Origin of the sequence: Psychrobacter sanguinis (genome assembly GCF_020736705.1) — a bacterium.
Lineage (GTDB): Bacteria > Pseudomonadota > Gammaproteobacteria > Pseudomonadales > Moraxellaceae > Psychrobacter > Psychrobacter sanguinis.
This window is the reverse complement of the sequence record NZ_CP085990.1, coordinates 2,113,362-2,137,755: the sequence shown is the minus strand read 5'-3', so window position 1 is coordinate 2,137,755 and position 24,394 is coordinate 2,113,362. Positions and strand designations below refer to the sequence as shown.

At 41.0% G+C, this 24,394-nt stretch carries 19 protein-coding genes; 13 read left to right on the top strand and 6 right to left on the bottom strand.

All coding sequences use genetic code 11. The features are described 5' to 3' along the window. The first annotated feature begins 163 nt into the window (after positions 1 to 163). The 5 genes from mrcB (at position 164) to purH (ending at position 7,048) form a co-directional block, all read left to right on the top strand. Positions 164 to 2,809: a penicillin-binding protein 1B gene (gene mrcB, locus LK453_RS09050; RefSeq protein ID WP_007395240.1), complete on the top strand. Its 2,646-nt coding sequence runs from the start codon at positions 164 to 166 to the stop codon at positions 2,807 to 2,809. Between the two features lie 101 nt (positions 2,810 to 2,910). Then, on the top strand, positions 2,911 to 3,762 hold the full coding sequence (locus tag LK453_RS09045) for a tetratricopeptide repeat protein (protein WP_144295744.1): 852 nt from the start codon (positions 2,911 to 2,913) through the stop codon (positions 3,760 to 3,762). 70 nt (positions 3,763 to 3,832) lie between these two features. Then, positions 3,833 to 4,756: a 50S ribosomal protein L11 methyltransferase gene (gene prmA, locus LK453_RS09040; RefSeq protein ID WP_007395242.1), complete on the top strand. Its 924-nt coding sequence runs from the start codon at positions 3,833 to 3,835 to the stop codon at positions 4,754 to 4,756. Positions 4,757 to 4,878: 122 nt separating this feature from the next. Further along, on the top strand, positions 4,879 to 5,193 hold the full coding sequence (gene fis, locus LK453_RS09035) for a DNA-binding transcriptional regulator Fis (protein ID WP_007395243.1): 315 nt from the start codon (positions 4,879 to 4,881) through the stop codon (positions 5,191 to 5,193). A 280-nt stretch (positions 5,194 to 5,473) separates the two neighbouring features. Continuing rightward, positions 5,474 to 7,048, top strand: coding sequence for a bifunctional phosphoribosylaminoimidazolecarboxamide formyltransferase/IMP cyclohydrolase (purH, locus tag LK453_RS09030; RefSeq protein WP_044298342.1), 1,575 nt, complete (start codon positions 5,474 to 5,476; stop codon positions 7,046 to 7,048). A gap of 209 nt (positions 7,049 to 7,257) precedes the next feature. Here the strand turns inward: purH and LK453_RS09025 are convergent, their stop codons facing one another. Next, positions 7,258 to 9,132 (bottom strand): SurA N-terminal domain-containing protein, encoded by a 1,875-nt coding sequence (locus tag LK453_RS09025; protein ID WP_007395245.1) that lies wholly within the window; start codon positions 9,130 to 9,132, stop codon positions 7,258 to 7,260. Positions 9,133 to 9,274: 142 nt separating this feature from the next. Beyond that, positions 9,275 to 9,547, bottom strand: coding sequence for an HU family DNA-binding protein (locus LK453_RS09020; protein WP_007395246.1), 273 nt, complete (start codon positions 9,545 to 9,547; stop codon positions 9,275 to 9,277). A 713-nt stretch (positions 9,548 to 10,260) separates the two neighbouring features. Here LK453_RS09020 and LK453_RS09015 point away from each other — a divergent pair. The 8 genes from LK453_RS09015 (at position 10,261) to fdx (ending at position 17,794) form a co-directional block, all read left to right on the top strand. Further along, on the top strand, positions 10,261 to 10,896 hold the full coding sequence (locus LK453_RS09015) for a hypothetical protein (RefSeq protein ID WP_044298343.1): 636 nt from the start codon (positions 10,261 to 10,263) through the stop codon (positions 10,894 to 10,896). 630 nt (positions 10,897 to 11,526) lie between these two features. Further along, positions 11,527 to 12,054 (top strand): Rrf2 family transcriptional regulator, encoded by a 528-nt coding sequence (locus LK453_RS09010; protein WP_007395249.1) that lies wholly within the window; start codon positions 11,527 to 11,529, stop codon positions 12,052 to 12,054. After that, a complete protein-coding gene (locus LK453_RS09005) occupies positions 12,051 to 13,277 on the top strand; it encodes an IscS subfamily cysteine desulfurase (protein WP_007395250.1) in 1,227 nt (408 codons plus the stop codon). The genes LK453_RS09010 and LK453_RS09005 overlap by 4 nt, the downstream gene beginning before the upstream one ends. A 181-nt stretch (positions 13,278 to 13,458) precedes the next feature. Next, positions 13,459 to 13,854 (top strand): Fe-S cluster assembly scaffold IscU, encoded by a 396-nt coding sequence (gene iscU / locus LK453_RS09000; protein WP_007395251.1) that lies wholly within the window; start codon positions 13,459 to 13,461, stop codon positions 13,852 to 13,854. Between the two features lie 183 nt (positions 13,855 to 14,037). Continuing rightward, positions 14,038 to 14,358, top strand: a complete 321-nt coding sequence (iscA, locus tag LK453_RS08995) for an iron-sulfur cluster assembly protein IscA (protein WP_007395252.1) — start codon at positions 14,038 to 14,040, stop codon at positions 14,356 to 14,358. A 421-nt stretch (positions 14,359 to 14,779) separates the two neighbouring features. Then, the gene (hscB, locus tag LK453_RS08990; protein ID WP_007395253.1) at positions 14,780 to 15,331 is read left to right on the top strand and encodes a Fe-S protein assembly co-chaperone HscB; all 552 of its coding nucleotides are present in this window, start codon (positions 14,780 to 14,782) and stop codon (positions 15,329 to 15,331) included. Between the two features lie 55 nt (positions 15,332 to 15,386). Beyond that, positions 15,387 to 17,345: a Fe-S protein assembly chaperone HscA gene (hscA, locus tag LK453_RS08985; RefSeq protein ID WP_007395254.1), complete on the top strand. Its 1,959-nt coding sequence runs from the start codon at positions 15,387 to 15,389 to the stop codon at positions 17,343 to 17,345. Between the two features lie 110 nt (positions 17,346 to 17,455). Beyond that, the gene (fdx, locus tag LK453_RS08980; RefSeq protein ID WP_007395255.1) at positions 17,456 to 17,794 is read left to right on the top strand and encodes an ISC system 2Fe-2S type ferredoxin; all 339 of its coding nucleotides are present in this window, start codon (positions 17,456 to 17,458) and stop codon (positions 17,792 to 17,794) included. A gap of 73 nt (positions 17,795 to 17,867) precedes the next feature. Here the strand turns inward: fdx and LK453_RS08975 are convergent, their stop codons facing one another. The 4 genes from LK453_RS08975 to mfd all read right to left on the bottom strand — a co-directional run bounded on the left by LK453_RS08975 (position 17,868) and on the right by mfd (position 24,270). Beyond that, the gene (locus tag LK453_RS08975; RefSeq protein WP_227945142.1) at positions 17,868 to 19,169 is read right to left on the bottom strand and encodes an IS4 family transposase; all 1,302 of its coding nucleotides are present in this window, start codon (positions 19,167 to 19,169) and stop codon (positions 17,868 to 17,870) included. Between the two features lie 111 nt (positions 19,170 to 19,280). Next, complete coding sequence (locus tag LK453_RS08970; RefSeq protein WP_007395256.1) at positions 19,281 to 19,715, bottom strand: HIT domain-containing protein; 435 nt, start codon at positions 19,713 to 19,715, stop codon at positions 19,281 to 19,283. Positions 19,716 to 20,127: 412 nt separating this feature from the next. After that, positions 20,128 to 20,256 (bottom strand): hypothetical protein, encoded by a 129-nt coding sequence (locus tag LK453_RS14325; protein WP_007395257.1) that lies wholly within the window; start codon positions 20,254 to 20,256, stop codon positions 20,128 to 20,130. 282 nt (positions 20,257 to 20,538) lie between these two features. After that, a complete protein-coding gene (gene mfd, locus LK453_RS08965; RefSeq protein WP_007395258.1) occupies positions 20,539 to 24,270 on the bottom strand; it encodes a transcription-repair coupling factor in 3,732 nt (1,243 codons plus the stop codon). Between the last annotated feature and the right edge of the window lie 124 nt (positions 24,271 to 24,394).

Below are 24,394 nucleotides of genomic sequence, written 5' to 3'. Positions count from 1 at the left end.
AAGAGGACTGACCACTGATTCAGTTTAATACTTTTATTTTTAGGGAAGCTTTTAATATTAGGGTCGTATGCTTGGTCATTGTGGATTAATGAGGGTCATAAAACAGATATCAACTTACTCAACAAAGGTCGATACATGAAAAAGGGATGAAAAGTGGGCTTTAATGAGCAATAGCAGCGTATTAAATGGCATTTACATTGAAAAAAAGGCCATTTTCCGTCATTATAATCAGGTCTTTTTTTATGTTGGTAAACCTATCGTGCATCATAAACCTTCTAAAGCAAAAACTCAGTTTTCTAAATCTTCAGTACCCTCTTCAAATTCAATCACCGGCAAGACCCCAAATCCTGAACAACAACGAGGATCGGTGCTTGGTTTTGTATTACTGATTATTATCATCGTCGGTATGTTAATGCTTGCTATGTATTTAATTAAGCAAGATAGGATCATTACCGCTAAGTTTGAAGGTAAGCGCTGGAATCTTCCAGCTAAAGTATACTCTCAGCCTCTTGAGCTCTATCAAGGTGCGACATTGACCACTAAGAATTTAGACTCTTGGCTAGAGATGCTTAATTACAAATCCAGCTCTAATTATGATCGTACCGGTACTTATAACAAGTCCTCTGGTCAATATGTCATTCATACCCGGGGCTTTCAATATAGTGCCAACGATGTTGACCCTGAACAAGTTATCAAAATTAAAATCCAAGATTCAAAGATAACCAGTATTCAAAGTACCCAGCTCAATGACACTGGTATCGTGCGTATTGAACCGGTCACCATTGGTGGTATCTACCCTGACAATAACGAAGATCGTATTATATTGCCTATTTCTGAGATTCCTCAGCCGCTTATTGATGCCCTAGTTTCTACTGAAGACAGAGGCTTTTATGAACACAAAGGCGTATCTCTAAAAGGGATTGGCCGAGCCTTTTATAATAACTTAAAAGGTGGGTCTATGCAGGGGGGTTCAACCATCACCCAACAGCTTGTTAAAAACTTCTATCTTAGCTCTGACCGTACTTTAAAGCGTAAAGCCAACGAAGCGGTTATGGCCATCTTGTTAGAAATGCATTACAGCAAAGATGAAATTTTACAAACCTATTTGAATGAAATTAACTTAGGCCAGAATGGCAATCGCTCTATTAATGGCTTTGGATTGGCTGCCCAATTTTACTTTAATCAGCCTTTAAAAGAATTACGTATCGATCAACAAGCCATGTTGGTTGGTTTGGCCAAAGGCACCAGTTACTATAATCCTCGTCGCAACCCTGAGCGTGCTTTGAACAGACGCAATACTGTACTAGGTAACATGTTGGCTACCGGCAAAATTGATCAAGAAACCTATGAAGAAGCGATTTCGAAACCGCTTGATGTGGTTGAGAAGCCTAGCATTGGCAAAAGCCGGTTTCCAGACTTCCTAGATATTGTAAAGCGTGAATTACACGAAAACTATCACCCTGAAGATCTGAAAAACGAAGGGTTAAAGGTGTTTAGTACCTTGGACCCTGTGGCTCAATTTGCCGCTGATGCTGCGGTACAAAAACAGCTGTCCGCATTACGCAAACGAGGCAGCAAAACCAAGCCCTTACAAGCTGCGTTGTTGAGTGCTAACCCGGCTTCAGGTGAACTGGTCGCAGCGGTAGGCAGTGGCAGTGAATTTACGGGGTTCAACCGTGCTGTCGATGCCAAACGTCAAGTTGGTTCATTGCTTAAGCCTTTTATTTACATGACAGCACTCGAGAGTGGCAAGTACAATCTTGCCAGCTCAGTCAATGACAACCCGGTTACTTTAACCTTGTCAGATGGCACAACTTGGACACCTAAAAACTATGATGGTGTGGATCATGGCTATGTGCCAATGACCACAGCCTTGGCCAAATCTTATAACCAAGCGGCCGTCAATACCGGGATTGAGTTTGGAGTGGGCACTATTATCAATCAGATGCACCGTCTGGGTATTAACGAAAAAATCCCCACTTATCCTTCTTTGTTTTTAGGTTCTGTGGAGCTTAACCCGATGCAAGTGCTGGGCATGTATCAGGTTGTGGCTGCTGGTGGTTTCCGTACCCCTATCATAAGTATTCGTAGCGTGGTTGACGACAAAGGCAGTATTTTACAACGCTCTGGACTAGACACTAAACGCAGTGTGCCACCCGACGTTAACTATTTGACCAATTATGCCCTACAAGAAGTGGTCAGAAACGGAACAGCTACCTCATTAAAATCTTTGGGAAGTGACCTCAATTTAGCGGGTAAAACAGGCACCACCAATGATTATCGCGATGCTTGGTTTGCAGGCTATAGCGGTAACTACGTTAGTGTGGTTTGGGTCGGTCGTGATGACAACAAACCTATTGGTCTTAGCGGAGGCAGCGGTGCGTTACCCGTGTGGAAAGACTTTATGGGCCGCTTGCGCCTTACTCCTGTTGAACTTGTTCAGCCGGATAATGTTGAATGGCTATGGTTAGAAAACGGCACCGGCAAACTGTCTCATGAAAGTTGTGAGGGTGCCCGATATCTACCGGTACTTTCAAGCCATCTTCCTGAAGAAGCTAGCGATTGTGCGATAGCTTTGTATCAACAGGAGCAAGCCCGTAGGCAAATGGAATGGTTAAACGACCAGCGTAAATCCCTACTGGAGCAAAGTCGTCAATTAGACAGCGTTCAAGAAGGTATGCCGTCTAATAATGGAGATAATGTTAATAATCAGAATGGTGCCTCTGCAGACGATGCGGGCAATGGTTCAGACAATAACAGTGAGAATTCAGGCAACACTTGGTATGATAAAGCCTTAGAATGGTTTTAAATTAAGTTTAACGCTTTGAAATTATATAATTGAAGCTAATTCTTCATAGGGTTAGCTTCAATCTACTCTCTACCATTTAATTTACAATTTGGATTGAAATTATGTCGATGCAATCCCCTGTATTCCGAAAGACACTTACGTTGCCATCTTGGCTTATGGGTTCAACATTAAGCCTGATAATGATTGGTACAATGACTGGCTGTCAAACCACAGAGGGTCTGTCTTCAGCTTCTACTTCAGTGCCAGTTACTCAAGTAGAAAACACGGTCAATACCCCTCATAGTATTCCTAACACTCCCTCTAACAAACCTAGTAATATCCACGACAACGACTACCCTATTTCAGAAACAGAATCAGACATTATAATTGTAGAAGAAGAGTCCGAGTTTGATACATCAGATATAGATTCTGACCGTACGACAGAGGAAGCTGAAGCCAACAATACAGCATCTGTAAATCACAATACTATCGGTCAAACCAGACCTACCCCTTCTGTGGCAACTCCCACAGCGGAGGAAGTGTCTATCATCAAACCTCGTGCACCAGATGCCAAAACCACCCAGCAGATCCTGTTAGAGCAAGCCCGCCAAAACTCAAAGAAACCGGCACAAAAATCCGCTACTATTCAAGATGGTAGCAATATCCCTGCTTTTAGAAAGCTGATGGATACTGGGGTAGAACAATTACGCCAAGGACAAGTTTCTGCCGCTCAGTCTACTTTCACTCGTGCTCAGCGTTTGGCACCTCAATCTTCAGCGGTTTATTTTTATTTGGGCCAAGTGGCTTTAAAACAAAACCAACCGCTTAAAGCAGAAGCTATGGCCCGTCGCGGCCTAGTCGTGGCCACTACTGAGTCTAGAAAAAGAGCGTTATGGCAAGTTATTTTGAAAGCTGGACAAGCACAAGGGAATGCACGCGTCATTAAAGAAGCAAAAGCAGCACTTTCAAGATAAAGGCTATCAACCTAACGACTATCACGTTAAAATATACCGTTTTATTAAGTTATTTACCCTAAGGATAATTATGGATTGGCAGCAACTACACCTGCAATGTGCGAAACAAGATGTGGACTTGGCAGAAAGCCTTTTATTAGAGGAAGGGGCACTTTCAATAAGTCTAGAAGATGCAGGAGATCAGCCCTTATTTGAGCCGCTTCCAGGACAATCACCATTGTGGGATGAGGTTATCTTAACTGGTCTATTTACCGCTGATAATGCCCAAGACATTGAATCGGCTGCACAAGACATTGCAGTACAGGTTAATGCAAGACGAGTATGGACCACTGCCCTTGCTGATACTGACTGGGAGCGCGAGTGGATGTCACATTATGCGCCGATCGAATGTACCAATAACCTTTGGATTGTGCCTAAATGGATGAGCCCACCTAATCCTGATGCGGTCAACATTATGATGGACCCAGGCTTAGCCTTCGGCACCGGCTATCATGCCACGACTCGTCTGTGCTTGGACTGGCTAACCGATCAAGACTTATCAGACAAAGTGGTCATCGACTATGGCTGTGGTTCAGGTATCTTGGGTATTGCTGCCCTTCTACTGGGTGCCAAGCAAGTATATAGCGTCGATATTGATCCTCAAGCAGTCTTAGCAACCAAACAAAATGCTGAGCGTAATGCCGTAGATCACCAGTTACAAGCTTATTTACCAGAAGACTTCGCCGCAGCTTTTAAAGCAGGTGAGATACCAAAAGCGGATATTATTGCTGCCAATATCTTAGCCAAGCCTTTAATGGAGTTGGCACCCTACTTAGCCACGTTAATAAAACCTAAAGGCAATATTGTGCTGGCTGGTCTAATCTCAGAACAACTAGAAGACGTTATTAGCGCCTATCAACCTTGGTTTGATTTAGATACCCGTCACTCTTACGAGAAAAATGACAATCAGGATGATTCACACTGGCATCGCTTGTCAGGTACCTTTACTGGTTAACTAGCTAGTTGAATGAGTGGTATAACTAACTAACCCATCAGCTTTTAGTTTAGTTAGTGAACCGGCCATACAAAACCCTCTCTTATTATTTTTTTAAAAACTATTAAATCTGTTATAACACTATGGACAATCAACCTTCTTCTTTTAGCGATCTGAACAGTTTAACTGCCTCTAATAACAGGGATAAAGCCTCTGCGACTAATGAGGCTCGTAGACCACTTCGTTATCACGTTCAACAAGCCGTTGAGCAATATTTCGTAGAGCTTGAAGGAGAGTCTACTTCTAATCTGTACCAAACCATCCTTCAAGAAGTGGAAAAACCTTTATTAGAAGTGGTACTAAAGCAAACCCAAGGTAACCAGTCCAAAACAGCGCTAATACTGGGGCTGAATAGAGGAACTTTGAGAAAGAAAATGGAGCAATATAACTTAATGTGATTCTATTATTGCATTAACAATTTATTGCCTCCCGTTTGGCATTGATGAGATTGATGGTTCAAATTACCCCTTCTTTATTTTAATAAACCATTCATATTAGACACCTTGTTAATAAGGCGACACAAAACTTTAATCTTTACCGGTTAAAGTTTTGTCATATTTTCAATTTTGCTCTAATATACTCGGGTCTTAATTTTATAGATTAAGGCAATTACTCAAAAACCCACGATGATTTCAGAATCCAATCACCGTTTTTATCGTATACACTATGGGAAAAACTATGTCTGATAAGCCGTACGCTCTTATTTCTGTTTCTGACAAAGCTCAAATTGAAAGCTTCGCAAAAGGCTTACTTGAAGCAGGATATGATTTATTGTCAACTGGTGGTACTTATCGCCTACTTTCTGAGAATGGCATTGCAGTCACTGAAGTAGCAGACTACACTGGCTTCGCTGAAATGATGGATGGCCGTGTTAAAACCCTGCATCCAAAAATTCATGGCGGTATTTTAGGTCGCCGTGGTCAAGATGATGCGGTTATGAGCGAACATGGTATTCGCCCAATCGACTTGGTGGTAGTAAACTTATACCCTTTTGCCCAAACCGTTGCCAAACCAGATGTCACTAAAGCAGACGCTATTGAAAACATCGATATCGGTGGTCCAACCATGGTGCGCTCTGCTGCCAAAAACCATGAGCATGTGGCCATTGTTACCAACCCAGCAGATTACGATGCTATTTTACAAGAGCTAAAAGAAGCTGGTAGCCTATCGCAAAAAACCCGTTTTGATTTGGCAGTTAAAGCTTTTGAACACACCGCTCATTATGATGGCATGATTGCTAACTTCTTAGGCAGCCGCTTGGATTCTTTTGAAGCGCCTGATAACTTTGCCCGTACTTTTAATGTGCAAATGAAAAAAGCACAAGATTTACGCTATGGTGAAAACCCTCATCAACAAGCCGCTTTCTACGTTGAAGAAAATGGATCAGGTGAAGGCAGTATCTCTACTGCTAAGCAGCATCAAGGTAAAGAGCTTTCTTATAACAACATCGCTGATACCGATGCGGCTTTAGAATGCGTTAAGTCATTTAGTGAGTCGGCCTGTGTTATCGTTAAGCACGCTAACCCTTGTGGTGTGGCTATTAATGCAGATCAGACTCAAGCTTACAAAACTGCCTTTAGCACCGACCCTGAGTCTTCATTTGGGGGCATCATCGCGTTTAACCGTCCGTTGACCAAGCAAACCGCTCAAGCCATCGTTGACACTCAGTTTGCTGAAGTCATCATTGCCCCAAGCTTAGAGCAAGGCGTACTTGAGATTACAGCAGCTAAGAAAAATGTGCGTGTTTTAACTTGTGGTGAGTTACCTAACCCACAAAATCGTGCTGCTCAATTTGACTATAAGCGTGTGACTGGTGGTTTATTGATTCAAAACCAAGATTTAGGTCTAATTACCGCAGATGACTTAACGGTAGTTACTGACCTACAACCTACTCCTGAACAATTAAATGACCTTCTGTTCACTTGGACTGTGGCCAAATATGTGAAGTCTAACGCCATTGTTTATGGTAAAGATCAACGTACTATCGGTATTGGTGCCGGTCAGATGAGCCGTGTTAACTCAGCACGTATCGCTGCCATTAAAGCTGAACATGCTAATCTTAAGACTGAAGGGGCTGTTATGGCATCAGATGCTTTCTTCCCATTCAGAGACGGTATTGATAACGCTGCTGAAGTAGGTATTAAAGCCATTATTCAGCCAGGTGGCTCTATCCGTGATGATGAAACTATTGCCGCTGCCAACGAACATGGCATCGCTATGGTCTTCACTGGCATGCGTCATTTCCGCCACTAATTGAGCAAAGTGCTTAATCTATTGTAGAGCTTAGCTGTCATTAATAAGTTTAATGACAGCACCTAATAAAAATTTAATAAAAGCACTCAATAAAAAAACCGCCTCACTTGAGGCGGTTTTTTTATGATTATGTTTTATGATACATATCTTTTATAAAGCAATAGCTTATCAGACAATGCTAAATGCTATGTCACAACTCTGTGGTGAGTTTAAACACCACCAACTTCATTGATAACTTTTTCGTTCTCTTCGACTTTAGTGGCACCTTTTAAATACTCTAGATAATCGCTGAAGTATTCTTGACCACGGATACTTCTCATATCAAACATTGCTTGCGAAAGCTCAGCGGCTGGTACATCTTTCATAGACCCTTTACTGATAGGACCCAGTACCAGTACCGTAGCCCCTTCTTTGGTCTTTTCAGAAACAGCTAGCTGCTTACCATTGGTGCTGTCTTTACTAAAGGCGATGGCTTGCTCATCAGTAGACAATAATGGGTTTTTACGGTTGATATTGCCTAAAGACTTAAAGTTAGCCTGGACCGCTTGCATGCCTTTATCATTAACAGTTTTGCTAATATTTCTCGCCGCTGCTAAAGCCTGTTCAGTGGCTTTTTGTTTGACCAAAATATTTTTAATATCTGCAGAAGCTTGTTGCAATGTTAATGGTTTCACGGGGCGATAGTTGGTAGGTTGAACCCAAATAGTCCCATTGTTTACTTTAATACTGGCACTAACCGACTCATCTTGAAGCGCGAAATCATCAAACGCGGCATCAATAACCGCTGGCTGGCCCAGAGCCGTCTTATTACCTACTTTAGTGTAGTTTTTGATTTTCTGCACGGTCAACTCTTCTTGCTGTGCAATGTCTTCAATACCCACGCCATCTATTGCCATCTCATTAATACGGGTAATCTTGTCAGCAATTAACTGCTCGCGTTTTTGACGCTGAGCCTGAGCGACAAGCTCTTCACGCATACTTGCTAAGCTAGGAACGCTATCACCTGACATTTCTGTTACTTTGAATAATTGATAGCCAAAGCTGGTTTTTACGGGCGCTGAAATCTGATCTTTATTGAGTCCTTCAATGGCTTTAGCAACTTTAGCACCATCTGCACCGAACACGTCTGGATTAAAGGTGCCGATATCACCACCTTTAGCCGCACTAATCGGATCTTCTGAATACTGTTTGGCTAAGGCTGCAAAGCTTTCACCTTGTTTTAAACGCTTTTGTATTTGCTGAATGGTTTGTTCAGCCTTATCGCCAGTAATTAAAATTTGACTTAGCTTTTGATTAGCAGCACCTTTATAGTTGGCTTTAAAAGCATCGTACTGAGCCTGGATCTCTTTTTCCGTTACTTTATCAACTGCGACTTTAGCAGGGTCTAGTTGAATATAAGCCAAATCAACCATAGCCACGCTATTTAAGTCATTTTTGTGTTCATTATAGTAATTTTCAATTTCTTTAGCAGAAACCGATACCTTATCTTTATACTGCTCCCAAGGTAGACGATATACCCAAACGTCTCGGGTTTCTAGCTGTAGAGCAAGTAGATCATTGATTTCAGACTCTGGATAAATCGCCGTTTGTGCCACACCCGCATACAGCTGCATTAGGTTTAACTGTTGACGGTACTGATCAAACAACTGATCTTTGGTCATCCCTTGCTGTTGTAGTGAGAATGCAAAACGATCATTAGAAAATTGACCATTTTCATCTAAAAACTGAGGGTCTTGTAATAACAAGTCATTGATTACCTTATCAGATACGTGCATTCCCAATTGGCCTGATTGGTTTCTCAGTAGGGCACGATTAATCAAGCCCTTTAGGACTTCACGATTTAGCGCATTGGTATTAATCGCACTGGCTTCCACACCATTTTGTAGCAGCTCATTTCTGCGAGTATTAATCGCATCTTGGTATTCTGCACGAGTAATGGTCTGATCCCCTACTGTGGCCACGTCATTGGCATTTGCTGACCCAGTAAAATAGCTTTCAAGGCCCAAAATTACCAAAGGTGATAAACACAGCATTAAGAAAATTCTGCCAGGCCAACTTTGAAGAAAATTACGTATCGATTCCATAGTACCTATCAGTCATCAGTTAATAAAAGGTTAACGCAATATCATACGTGAAAATAAGGTCTGACACAAAAAAAACGCACCCTAAGGTGCGTTATTGTCTGTCATCAGACATAGTGTTCGCTTTACTTAGCGCAGAATCGGCTTAGTTTAAACGATCTTTAAGGCCTTTACCTGCTTTAAAGTGTGGTACACGGCTTGCTGGAATCTGAAGCTCATCACCAGTCTTAGGGTTACGGCCAGTACGCGCTTTGCGATCTTTAACGCTGAATGTACCAAAACCAACTAATGAAATAGTGTCGTTGTTTTCTAAAGCTTCGCCAACACTTTCCATCATAGCATTTAGAGCGTCAGCAGCTTGAGTTTTGTTCAGACCACTTTTCTCAGCGATGCTATCTACTAATTCTGATTTATTCATAGAGACTTCCTTTAAAATGATTTAAATTCGGAGGTAAATTCTATCGCTTAAAAACGAAATAAGCAATATCCAAGCCCTTAAATACTACACAATAGCGTAAAAAAATGCACTTTTTTTAATTTTGAGTATTTTCTGGACATTGGGGTTCTAATGCAGTTATAGCAAGGCGATTATAAATGTGCAAGCAAATTTACATTTTACTGTTCAATTGCTCACTCAAAACGCCTTGAGACACCATATATATTGACTTTATACCTGCAAAACCTTGTAGGTTCAAGTAGTATCGTATATTTATACTAACAAAATACCCTCAATTTGATTAATAACAATCATACCTATGGCGTACTGGTTGCATTATGCTATTATTTATCGCATTTAATTGTTGATAACATTTCGCTCAATGAGCAATGATTATTTTAGATTTAATGTCACTGTCATTTAACATGGCAATAGTTTCATACAATAATTAATTACTTACTATTACTAATAATCACTTACTATATTAGTCACTTATGCCATAGTAGCGTATAGGTATGATAGTCGCTTATTATGGCTTTAATCAGTGTATGGTCTCAAGGATTTATAGCTTGAATGACGTGACTATCTAGCTAGCAATGTAAATTAATCCACATAAATTAAATATAGCTGTTAACGATGTATTGGTCTTAACCGAAACGATGCATTTAACTTTTAAAAATACAAATAGGTTTAGTATGAGTCAAAATTCAATTTCAAACTCTCTACTTAATATTGTACTGGTATTTGCAGAGTCCGCCATTACACTTGTTTTAAGATTCGATTCAAACCTACGTAAGGCCGTCTACCCTTTAGCCAAGAAAAATGTGGTCGTTTGTGTCCGAAGCTACTTACCCCATACTGAGTTTTATGCGACCTTTACCAATAAAGGTATATTATTAGACAGTCACCTTCCTCAATCGGTCACAGAACCCGATGTGGTAATTAATGCTTATGCGCATCAGCTGATTAATTCACTACTTAGCAATGACGTCACTCAGATTAATAAAATAACCATGCGCGGTGCTACTGAGACAGTCACTGAAGTACGTAACTTCTTATCGCAGTTAGGCGTGGCCAGTCTGTTCCAAGGTATTATTAAAACCTTTAAAGGCAAGGATAAACATAATAAACAAACCTCTAAAGAGGATAATAAACCTGACTATAAAGCCCGTATTGAAGAACAGCAGCAACAATTAAATACGCTAAGCATGCGGAACCGTGAACTTGAGATTAGTCTAAAAGAAGCACATAGTAAGCAAAAAATCACCTTAATTGGCCTGATTGTGGCTTCATTAATAGCCATCGCTGCTGTAATCGGTTGGGCAAGTTAATCTAGTCTATTTTCTGCTCTGCAGAGAAGGTGCCTTCTTTGATATGCCCTCAACTGATGTGTCTTTAAATAAATATCATAAAAAACGCCCTAATTAAGATAATTGCTTAATTAGGGCGTTTTTTGTGGGGCTTATTAGATCATTATTAGATAATTATTAAACAGTTAAAAGCTTATTATGTTGATGATAAACAGAGATAAGTTAATTATAAAAGAAAAGCGCTCACAGCAGGCTTTCTGTATTGAAAAACCAATACAATGGCCTCAAATTAAAGTAACTGAATCATTATGTCCGTCTTTAATAGAAAGTAACTGAATCATTATGTCCGTCTTTAATAGATAGTTGAAGAAATGGCTGAATAAATGGCCAAGCAACTGTCCAAATGAATAGCCGAGCTGTACATTGCTCTATAAAACCTTAATCTAATCCTAAATTAAACTAGGTAATTTGATATAATACTGCGGTCTAAAAACCCTAGTCTCTAACTGAGTAAAATCACAGGCTAAATGACCTTGATTTGAATCTGTATGTTTTCATTACAATTAAGCCCCTAATTAATCTTGACTGTATTACTCGGAATTAACTATAATAGGACTTAATTAATTTAGACTGAAATCGTGGAGACATTAAATGCGTTTAACAACTCGAGGTAGATACGCGGTTACTGCGCTACTTGATCTGGCTATTCAAGATGGTGACTCATCAAGTGCTGTCTCCCTATCGGATATCGCCAAGCGCCAATCAATTTCTATTTCTTATTTAGAGCAGTTATTTTCTAAATTGCGTAAAGCAGGATTGGTTACTAGTACCCGAGGTGCCTCAGGTGGTTACCATTTAGCCAAGCCTCTAAACGAAATTGATGTGATGACTATTATCACCGCCGTTGATGAATCTGTTAATGCCATGCAGTGTGGCGGTCAAGGTAACTGTCAAGGCGGCGCAATGTGTCTTACCCATGATTTATGGTGTGCCCTATCCATGCACATTGAACAATATTTAAAAAACATTTCATTAGATCAGTTGTTAGAGATGGAGAATGTAAAAGACGTTTCGCACCGTCAGCAATTACTTCATGAAGCAGCAACTGAAAGAACTGAAAAAAATAGAACAACAAATCCCAATATAATATTCCCTGCCAGTGAGGTTAATCCAGCATGAGTAACTTAAACCGTCCAATCTATCTTGACTATGCCGCTACAACCCCAGTCGATCCACAAGTCGCTAAGAAGATGGCTGAGTACATGACCTTTGACGGTATGTTCGGTAACCCGGCTTCTCGTTCACACGGTTATGGTTGGCAAGCTGAAGAAGCAGTTGAAAATGCCCGTCAACAAATCGCTGATCTAATAAATGCAGATCCTCGTGAAATTGTATTTACTTCTGGCGCAACAGAATCTGACAACTTGGCAATTAAAGGTGCGGCACATTTCTACGAAAGTCGTGGTAAACACATTATTACCAGTAAAATTGAGCATAAAGCGGTATTAGATACTTGCCGTCAGCTTGAGCAAGAAGGTTTTGAAATTACTTATATTGAACCTCAGCCAAGTACTGGTCTTATTTTACCAGAGCAAGTTAAAGAAGCTCTTCGAGAAGATACTATCTTAGTTTCATTGATGATGGTAAACAATGAGCTAGGAACAGTAACTGATGTTAAAGCCATCGGTGAGATTACTCGTGAAGCTGGTGTTATCTTCCATGTCGATGGTGCCCAAGCCGCTGGCAAAATTAAGATTGATTTAGAAGAACTAAAAATCGACTTGATGAGCTTCTCAGGTCATAAGATTTATGGTCCTAAAGGTATCGGCGCTCTATTTGTACGTCGTAAACCTCGTGTTCGTCTGCGTGCTGAGCAGCATGGTGGCGGTCATGAGCGTGGTATGCGCTCTGGTACGTTACCGACGCATCAAATCGTGGGTATGGGTGAAGCTTTCGCCATTGCCGCTGAACGCTTAGAAGAAGATCATGCTCATGCACAAAAATTACATGACAAGTTATGGCAAGGCGTACAGGATATTGAAGAAATTTATCTAAATGGTGATGCAGAAAACAGTATCCCAAATATCATTAACATCAGCTTTAACTTTGTTGAAGGTGAATCTTTAATGATGTCTCTTAAAGACATGGCCGTATCTTCAGGTTCTGCTTGTACATCAGCCACTTTAGAGCCTTCATACGTTCTACGCGCTATTGGCCGTCCTGATGAGTTAGCTCATAGCTCTATCCGCTTTAGTTTCGGCCGTTATACAACAGAAGAAGATATTGATGTGATTCTGACTCAGATTCACGAAGCTGTTGATAAGTTAAGAGACCTATCTCCGCTATGGGATATGTATAAAGACGGTGTTGACCTTAACTCTGTAGAGTGGGCAGAACACTAAGCAAGAAAAGCATAATAGTAATTAGGGGCATTCTTTAAAATTGACAACATTTAATAATAATCTTTTAAATTAAGACCATTATTACCTAAAAAATCCCCTAATTTATGCTGAATTATTTAAACACATTAGACAATAATTTTATTGTCCCCTTATATCTAGGTTAAACCCCAGGAGAAACACCATGGCTTATAGTAATCAAGTAATTGACCATTATGAAAACCCACGTAACGTTGGTAATTTAGACAAAGATGCCAAAAACGTTGGCACTGGTATGGTTGGTGCTCCAGCTTGTGGTGACGTTATGCGTCTACAAATCCAAGTTGGCGATGACGGTATTATTGAAGATGCTCGCTTTAAAACTTATGGCTGTGGTTCAGCTATTGCCTCAAGCTCATTAGTAACTGAGTGGCTAAAAGGCAAAACACTAGACCAAGCTGCTGAGATTAAAAACAAGCATATCGCTGAAGAGCTTGCTTTACCACCAGTGAAAGTTCACTGTTCAGTATTGGCAGAAGACGCTATTAAAGCAGCTATCAATGATTACCGTACCAAAAGTGGCATCACTACTGACGCTTAAGTATCGTTTTAAGAGCACTTAAGCTTTAAATGATCAGCGTTTAAATATATTTATTAAATAATATAGCTAGCGTCTAAATATAGAGTGTTATGTTTAAGACGCAAGTGATCCAAAAGCTTAATGAGTCAATCTTATTAAGCTTAAGCAATATCTCTTTTAATTTTTAACATTAGGAAAGTCTTAATGATAGAACTGACCGAACGTGCCGCAAAACACGTTACAGATTATTTAAATAACCGTGGTCATGGTGAAGGCATTCGTGTGGGTATTCGTACTGCTGGATGTTCAGGACTGGCCTACGTGTTAGAATTTGTCGATGAACCAGACTCAGTAGATGAAAAGTTTGAGAGCCATGGGGTTAATATTTTTGTTGATCCTAAAAGCATGGTCTATCTAGACGGCTTGTTAATGGATTATGTGACTGAAGGTCTTAACGAAGGCTTTAAGTTTACTAACCCCAATCAGAAAGGCGAATGTGGCTGTGGCGAGTCGTTTACAGTTTAAGCCTAATAATTTAATCGGTTATTTCGCTGAGTTAAATTTATACGGTTCTCTATAATATGCTGTGTTTAATTTAATTATAAAGGCCGCATTTAATTATAAAAGCTGCATAATTTAAAATCGTACGATTGCTTCAAATCATGATAGAAACAATTTATTCTATTTAAAAGCTATTGTATTTAAATGCAGTATTTGCCCTAGCTGACGACATTGTTCGTCAGCTTTGATTTTTATTTAACTATTTATGGCGTTATTAACTTATTATAGCGTTACTAATTTTCAATTACTGATTACTGGTTTTGTTTATTGATTATTAATCCCTAAGTAATAGTTTTACCAACAATCAGTCGTATTTTCTTTGAGAGCCCAGTGTCCAAATTTGGCTTCAAAACAAACAATCATCAACCAATAGCATTCAAAGCCTATGTCAGATAACGCGCCTACTTTTGCCAATTTTTTTGCCCTATTTGAACTTCCTATTGCTTTTGAGATAGATACCACAAAGCTTAGCGAACGTTTGCGACAACTTCAAAGTCAGTTTCATCCTGACAAATTAAGTGGCAATGAAAGCGCTTCTTTACAGCAAAACTCAGCTGTCATTAACCATGCTTATGACATCTTAATTAATCCTGATAGCCGTGCTAATTATCTGCTAGAGCTGTCTGGACAAGAGCTGAATGTTGATCATTCTATAGCAGATTTAGATTTTCTCGATGATGCCATGGAGATGCGAATGGCATTAGATGATGCCGAATCCGAGAGTGATTTACCTGCTATAACTAAGTTGAAAACTACTGTAGATCAACGTATTGAGACTCAGTCTCAACGATTTACTGAAGCTTATGCACAGCAAGATTGGTCCGTGGCTATGGATGCAACTCAAAAACTTAAGTTTCTAGTTAAGCTTAAAAAAGATATGGATATAGCCATAGATAACAGTCAGCAAGAAGCTGATGACGATGACTTATATCTTTAATTTATATAGTTTATTTTAATTTTTAATTTTTATTCTGCCTTAGATTGAGTGTTTTATGTCTTTATTACAAATTGCTGAACCAAACCAAAGTGCAAACCCTCATGAGCATAAATATGCCTTAGGTATCGATTTGGGCACCACCCGCTCTATGGTAGCCGTGGTACGCTCAGGTAAGGCAGCATTACTTGAAACCTCTTTAAGCTCTAATGACCAAACTGCTAAAGATACTTTATTACCTTCTGTGGTTTATTACGGCAATACTGAGGGTGTCGATACCCCTATTGTGGGCAGTGATGCATTGAGCTATTTTGAAACGGATCCTGCTAATACCATTATCTCTGCCAAACGCTTTATGGGTCGTAGCGTTAAAGATATTAAGTTTTCACACCCCTATCAGTTGAAGTCTAGTGACACTAATGTTGATGCGATGCCTTCATTTGTTACGGCTCAAGGCGATATCTCTCCTGTCGCTGTCTCTGCTGAAATACTTAAAACCCTACAGAAGAGAGCTCAATCCGCTTTGCCAGACGGTAGTATTCAAGGGGCAGTGATTACTGTACCTGCCTACTTTGATGAAGCACAGCGCCAAGCTACGAAAGATGCCGCAAAATTAGCGGGACTTGAAGTGCTTAGGCTATTAAATGAGCCTACGGCCGCAGCTGTTGCCTATGGTTTAGACAGCAAAAATGACGACTCGAACAAACAAGAACACATTTACCTCATTTATGATCTAGGTGGTGGTACTTTTGACGTGTCTTTATTAAAGATGACTGAAGGGGTTTTTGAGGTTCTAGCCACAGGCGGTAATAGTGCTCTGGGTGGCGACGATATGGATCGTCAAATTATGGGCTGGTTACTCACTCAAGCGGGTTTAAGTCCAAAAAACCTGACGGCTCAGCAGCGCACTCATATCGCCCGTCAAGCTGAAGCGTATAAGCAAGCTTTGACCCATGAAGACAGTGTGGAAGTAGCTTTAGATATTGCCAATACCCAATGGCAAGGTCGTCTTACTTCAGAGGATTTGGTGCAAATTGTTGAGCCTATTACCCGTCGTACCCTATCGACTTGTGAACAGGTCATGCGCGACGCCAATATCGACATGTCACAGCTAGATGAAATTATCATGGTGGGTGGCTCAACTCGTATGCCGGTCATTCAAAAAGCAGTCGCTGAGTTTTTTGATAAAGCCCCCCTATCGCATCTAAACCCTGATGAAGTGGTTGCACTGGGTGCGGCACAAGTGGCTGAACAGTTAATTAAAAAAGACAAATCAAACAACGTATTATTGCTCGATGTTACTCCGCTGTCTTTGGGTCTAGAAACTATGGGTGGGCTGGTAGAAGTGGTTATTCCGCGCAATACCCCTATCCCAGTGGCTAAAAAGCAAACCTTCACTACCTATCAAGATGGTCAAACTGGCATGGTCATTCATGTGGTTCAAGGCGAACGCGATACGGTTGAAAATTGCCGTTCTCTAGGCCGCTTTGAATTGTATGGTATCCCTCCCATGAAGGCAGGCTTGGCACGTATCGAAGTTACCTTTGATATTGATGCCAATGGTCAATTATCAGTCAGTGCATTTGAGGCGACGTCAGGGGTGAAGAGTGACATTAAGATTACCCCCTCTTATGGTTTAAGCGATGAACAGCAAGAACAGCTATTGCGTGCTGGATTTGAAAATGCGGCTCAAGACAAGTTGGCTCGTAGCTTGATTGAAGCCAAAGTAGAGGCTGAGCGTGAAATTCTAGCATTGCAATCGGCTTTACAAGAATTTGGTTCGCTTTTAACTGAAGAGGAAATCAGCAATCTACAGCAAGCAATGCAAAGTTTAGATGAAGCGCTTAAACAAGACACTGCTGCTAAACAAGAAGCAGAACTGCAAGCGATCAAAGCTAATGTTGAGCAACAGCAAGCTAAGTTAAAGCCATTAAGCGATACTTTTGCCGCCCGTATTATGGATCAAAGTGTACAGCAATCACTTGCGGGTACTAGTACTGAGACTTGGTCTGATTAAATAGCGATTTATTATTACTAGGGACCTACTAGTGCTAGGCCATTAATACTGACCTACTATAGAAATACACTGAAACAGATTTTACTAATAACGAGAAGTTGGAACTTTTTATGCCAAAAATTACATTATTGCCTCACCATGAGATTTGCCCAGAAGGTGCTGAAGTTGAGCTTGAAAGTGGCCAAAATCTATGCAAAGGTCTATTAGAAAAAGGCTTCAAAATTGAGCATGCTTGTGAAATGTCTAAAGCCTGTACAACTTGTCACGTTGTGGTACGTAAAGGTTTTAATAGTCTAGAAGAAATGGACGACATCGAAGCTGACTTACTAGATAGAGCATGGGGTCTTGAGCCTGACTCTCGTCTGTCTTGTCAGGTACAGGTTGAAGACACTGATTTGGTCGTTGAAATTCCAAAATACACGCTTAACCACGCCAGTGAAAATCATTAATAGAGCTTGCTATATTTAACTAATAAAATCTAGCAGACAAAAAAAGACACCCATTGGGTGTAATGCCAGTCAGTTAAGGCTGACTGGTATTTTTTTTGGGATATTTTTGTGGCTTACCCTTAACCACCCTCGGGCAAGATCGCTTTCTGCGTTCAGGAATAACAAACAATTTTCCTTCCTCTAAAAGTGCATCTAACAACTTAGGGAAGAGTCCTGCAGCCTGTAAAGGTGCAAACCGTAACAGATCAACAATCGTAATAGACGCCATATGAAAGCTAATTCGTAGAGGGCTAACCTTAGCTCTAAGAGCCATATATCGCATCAAACGTCTTATCAGATTATAAGCAATCATAAGCCCCCAGAATTCTTGTAATACAAGCTGTGGCAGCTTACTTCTTAACAACAGCCCCTGCTGTAAATCAGACTTAATTTCCCTAAAAGCCATCTCGATCTCCCAGCGCTGCAAGTAAAGCTGTGCCACTTTATCCTTAGTAAAGCGTTTATCATCTATTAAAGAGGTGATGTATCGTCTTGTCTTACCCTCATAACGACACTCAATTAATCGAGCTTGCCAAGTATCGGGTAGGTTTGGATTTTTCTTTTGTGCCTGAGGAGAGACGGGCATTTGTATTAAGTAGTCCCCTTCACTAAAGGTTTCAATCACAGTGTAACGCAGATTATCTTTAGCCCGCATGAGCCAGTGACTGTTTGGATGGGCTTGTTGCCAACTGATAAGTAGGTCTGCTGAGAAATAGGCTCTATCAAAGAGCGTAATGCTGTTGTCTTGAACATTTAGCTGACGGGCTAAGGTGATCTCTCCTTGACCCATATCTGCAAGGGTTGTGTCAATGATCTCATGCGTGTCAGTATTGATCAGACATACCGAACGCATTTGGGGATAGGGCGCCTCTTTAGTTCTGCCTTTGCTTGAGCTAAAGTGCTGAAGGTTCTCATCAGTGGATGGGAGTGAGTATACGACGCCATCTACAGCTTGGACGCTAAGTCCCATGAAGTCTTGCTGCTGGGCTCGTGATTCTGTTTGGTAGTGAGCACTTAGTTGATGAAATAGCTGCTTTAGAGGCTCATGCCCGAGGCGTTGTCTTGCTTGTACCACAGCGCTGGGTACGCAGGCCTGTGAGTCTATATTAAGCCGCATTTGCTCTGTGATATACCAAATTGAACGGTTACGATATAAAGCTGTGCCGATGACTATCCAAACAACGTGTTCGGCAGGTAGCTTACGTCTTCTAATGCTCGCTTTGCCCGTATATTCTAAAGCCTGCTGTATCCACTCAGGGTCTATTAATTCACTAAATTGTTCTAGGGTGTCTGGAATCCTTTTATGCGTCTCATTAATAGCGTCTTGTAGTCTCATAGTAAAATAGCCCATCTACTTATTAGATAGGCTATTTTATTACTTTTATTGAGTTTTTGCCTTAACTGACTGGCATTACCCATTGGGTGTCTTTTTTTACGCACTAACTGATTACTGCATTTGCCAATCAAAAGGCATTTGATTGTGACCACGTAGGGCCATCATAAGTGTCTGCTGCATCGCTAGATAAACTTCTTGAGTATAAGGGACTGCAGGAGTACCCCAAACTGGATTTGGCCACGCTAGGTCATTTTGATAGCGTACAATATGATGGAAATGCAATTGAGGCACTTGGTTGCCTAAAGCCGCAACATTCATTTTATCGGCATTAAACGTCTTCGCCATCTGACTAGATAACCAGCTTGACTCACGTAAAAACTGAGCCTGATCAGCAGGCGATAATTCGTAAATTTCTTGCACACCTGCCACTCTAGGTACCAAAATCAACCAAGGAAACTGGCAGTCATTAATTAGACGACAAGTAGATAGCGGAAAATCTCCAACTAAAAACGAATCTTTAGCTAGTGTTGGATGAAGTTGAAACATATGGGCTCTCTTAATTATTTTAATGATTCTGCAAGCCGATATTTTATCAGGTATTGGCCAGATATTATAGATGCTAACGCATGTTTAATATTTTATAGCTGATTAACGATCATTTGTTGACCACCTAAATATAATGCAACAGCTATAAAAAAATATAAGCCAAATATAAAAAAGCAGCCTTGATGTCTCAAGACTGCTTTACCATTTAATCACTACCGACCTGTTTGTACTGATGAAATGGCGGTGTTACAAGCTACTTGCACTTTCTATAATTATTATTCTAGTCCTGATTTTTTTATTATCGTCCTTAATTTTTTTTATTTGTTCTTTTTATAGTTTTCTTTTTTTAATTTTTATCTATTTTTTATTTATTGATTGTCTTTTTATCATTATCAATAATCAACTGACATCTTTACATCTCTACTGCGTCTTCCACTTCGTCATCAATCCAATCAGGGACTTGCAATTCTTCCAGATCTACAGCAAAGCTAATGGCCAGGTTATTAAAGATGGTATTGAGGGTATCGTTAGTTAAGTTCATGGTTAGTGTCTCCTTATCCTTATCATTAATTATTGTCTCTTCGTATTCGGTGAGTCTAAGATACTAATAATTAATGACACTAAGATTAAACCAACATGACGATTTAATGACTATAGACATATTTCATTTACAACTGTGTTTTTAATATTTACAACTGTAGTTTTAGGTAACTATTCTTTATTTTTAACTTCTTAATTTTACGTTCTTTTATCACTCACTAATTGTTAGCCTCTATTCTTTAACCCTACTGCTCAGCCTATCGCAGTAGGGTAACTTCTAACCTCATTTATTATTTTGCTTTTGTGCCACATGTTTAGAGAAGTGATTTAGGAGCTCTCGTACCACCTCCACACGCTGCTGAGGGGTCTTAAGCTTATCGGGATTGGTATAGCGAATACCGGAGGCCCCATTCATACGGTAGCGATTGCCATCCGACTGAATCAGTTGGATAATTGCCAACGCCTCAACTGGAGTATCAGGAGCGAATTCTAGTACCACACTATTGGTCGTCGCATCTATCTTATAAATCTCCAATGGCTCCGCCTGAACACGCAATTGATGGATGGCAAACAGCTGCTTGGTTTGGTCTGGCAACCCACCAAATCTATCAATCATCTCAGTCCTAATATCGGTCAACGTGTCTTTGTCTTCTGCACTACTGATGCGCTTATAGAACAATAGACGCTGCGGCACATCATTGACATAATCTTCAGGAATTAGCGCTGAACAATGCAAGTTAATGTCGCTGGTTAATGACAAAGGCGTATTTAAATCGGGCTCTTTACCGGCTTTAATCGCTTTTGTGGCACGCTCAAGCATGTCCATATATAAGCTAAAGCCAATGGCCTGCATATTACCGCTTTGCTGCTTACCGAGTATCTCGCCCGCACCGCGAATCTCCAAATCTTCACTGGCTAGCATAAAGCCTGCGCCGAGTGTATTGGCACGCTCAATGGCATTAAGGCGTTTTTTAGCATCGCCTTTTAAGCCCTTAATAGAAGGCACTAATAGATAACAATAAGCTTGGTGATGACTCCGTCCCACTCGGCCACGCAGCTGATGCAATTGGGCCAAACCAAATTTATCGGCACGCTCAATAATAATAGTGTTGGCGTTAGGCACGTCGATACCAGTCTCAATAATGGTGGTACATACCAACACGTTGAACTTCTTATGATAAAACTGTTGCATCACCTGCTCTAGCCCGCGCTCATTCATCTGACCATGCGCTACTCCGACTCGAGCTTCAGGTACTAGCTCACGGATATTCTCCGCCATACGCTCAATACTGGCGACATCATTGTGTAGCAGATAAACCTGACCACCCCGCAATAGCTCACGCAAGATAGCCTCTTTCATCAGCTGATTGGTCTTTTGCATCACAAAGGTTTTAATCGCCAAACGTCTTGCCGGTGGTGTGGCAATAATTGACATGTCTCGCATGCCTGTCAATGCCATATTCAATGTTCTAGGGATCGGTGTGGCTGTCATAGACAAGCTATCGACATCACTTTGTAATGCTTTAATCAGCTCTTTATGACGCACACCGAAGCGATGTTCTTCATCGACAATCATCAGACCGAGATTGGCAAATTTCACATCTTTTTGCAGTAGTTTATGAGTGCCGATGACAATATCCACTTTGCCTGCTGCCAAATCTTCCAATACTTGGTCTTGATATTTTTTACCACCAAAACGAGACAATGTCTCTACCTTGATGGGCCAATCAGCAAAGCGGTCTTTAAAGTTATCCTCATGCTGACCTGCCAGCAAAGTCGTCGGCACCAGTACTGCCACTTGATAACCACTGTTGACCGCAATAAAGGCAGCACGCATCGCCACTTCGGTCTTACCAAAACCTACGTCACCGCATATTAAACGGTCCATAGGTTTGCTTTGTTTCATATCATGAATGACCGCATCAATCGCATTAGCTTGGTCAGGGGTTTCTTCAAAGGCAAACTGACTGGCAAACAGTTCATACTGTGCTGTGTCTACTTTAAAGTGAATGCCTTCTTTTGCCTGACGACGTGCCTGCATGTTCAATAGCTCAGCAGCAACATCATGAATTTGTTCTAGCGCTTTTTGTTTTGCCTTATCCCATTTACCACTGCCAATCTTATGTAAGGGAGCCAATGCGGGGTCGCCTCCACTATAACGGCTGATTAACTGTAAATTGGCTACCGGTACATAAATGCTTGCATCATCGGCATATTTTAGATGGATAAACTCTTGTTCGCCCTCGCCCGCATCTAAGGTAATAAGGCCATGATAACGGCCAATACCTTGATTAATATGCACCACAGGACTGCCTTCTGTCAGTTCAGTGACACTCTTAATCAAAAACTCTTCAGAGACATCGCTTTGACGGCGACGACGTGTTTGTAGAACTTGTCTACCAAACAGTTGCGTTTCACTAATAATCGATAAATGATTGGCGATTACTGCCCCACGCTCAATGGGAGCAATGGTAAGTCCTACTGTGGGCTTTCCGCCTTGATTTTGTGCCGGATGCTGATAAAGCTCACTATGCAGGAAGTGCTGTAACCCATCAAAGGTCTGAACTTGAATTTTACCTCTGAACAACTCTAATAAAATTTCGCGACGGCCTGCTGTTTCTGCCACTACCAAAATAGGACGGCGGACAGGTTTGTCTATAGTCTGCTGCTGCTCTGCATCCTCCTCACCCCAGTACCCTTGAGCATAATCTAATAACTCGAGTAAAGGCTCAGCCTTTTGATGACTTACCGGCAAATCTGGCGGCATAATCGCTGGCAAATGCACTTTACCGGTTTGGCTATTGTCAGAGGTAGCCAAATCATTTTGACTTAAGATGACACGAGAATAAGCATTGAGCCTTTCGTTGGTCTCGTTACTTGGTAAATAAAGCAGTTTTGGCTCTAGGATAGGCTTATCGATATCATGACGGCGCTCTTCATAACGACGCTGAATCTGTGACCAATAGTCTGCTTGAGACTCGGCTATATTTTCATCGATAATAAACAGCGAATCGTTGGGGAAATAACTGAATAAATGACCCGTATTGCTCCAGTCCTCTAAATCAAAGAACAGTGGCTGATAATACTCAAGACCACTGCTGGCGATACCTGCCATTACGTCTTTGTGTAGCTCAAACTTACGGCTACTGACATTGGGGAACATCGCTGCGAAGTTATTACGGAAGGTCTCTCTACCCTCCTCCAAAGGAAACTCTTTGGCTGGTAAAATCTGGAACTGTGTAATGGGCTTAGAGACATCTGGCAGCTTATGTAGTAATGACAATGATTCTACGGTTAAATCATGCTTGCTAGCACTGTCTGCATCAGATCGAGCTTCAACGATATCGACTAAAGTTTGGGTCGATAAGGTACGCTGCGTCTGTGGATTGAAAAACTTGATGGTTTCAATCTCATTGTCGAATAAATCTAAGCGTAATGGGAAGGGCTGACCCATAGCAAAGATATCAATAACACTTCCTCGTACCGCAAATTCGCCAGGCTCAAATACGTTATCAACGGCACGGTAGCCTGCTGAAGCCAACATCTCTCTTTGAGCATTTATGTCAAAGACATCGCCCACACTTAAATCAAAGTGCTGACCGATAAGCCAACTGGGTGGTGCAACGCGCTGCATCAAGGTCTGAATACTAATCAATAAAATGCCGCTTTTGGGCATCTCAGTTAGTAGATTGATACGCTCACTAACGATGTCTTGATGGGGAGACAGCTCATCATAGGTTAGCGTCTCCCAGTCTGGGAACACATAGGCATCCACCCCACAAAAGGCAAGTTCAGTTTCAATTTGATTCAACTGATTTTGGTCTTTAGTGACCACTACTTTCAGACGATTGGCAACATTGGCTACTGGACAGTCTGTTAAACTGGCCAACCAAAGGCTACCAGCGGCAGCATGCGTGGGATAGAGCCAACGCCTTTGCGAATTCTCTATAGGGAATAGTTTTTCATTGGTGGCAGTAAAAATATTAGTGAGAGGATGCTCAGAGAGTTTAGGCATAATGTTGTGTTATTTTTCCTTATCAAAGGCCAATAAGCTAAAAGATGTCGTAGCTACTAAAAATAGAGCCTCTATTATACGAACTTGAAGGGGCGGTACAAACTATTGAAACGTCCTTAAAACC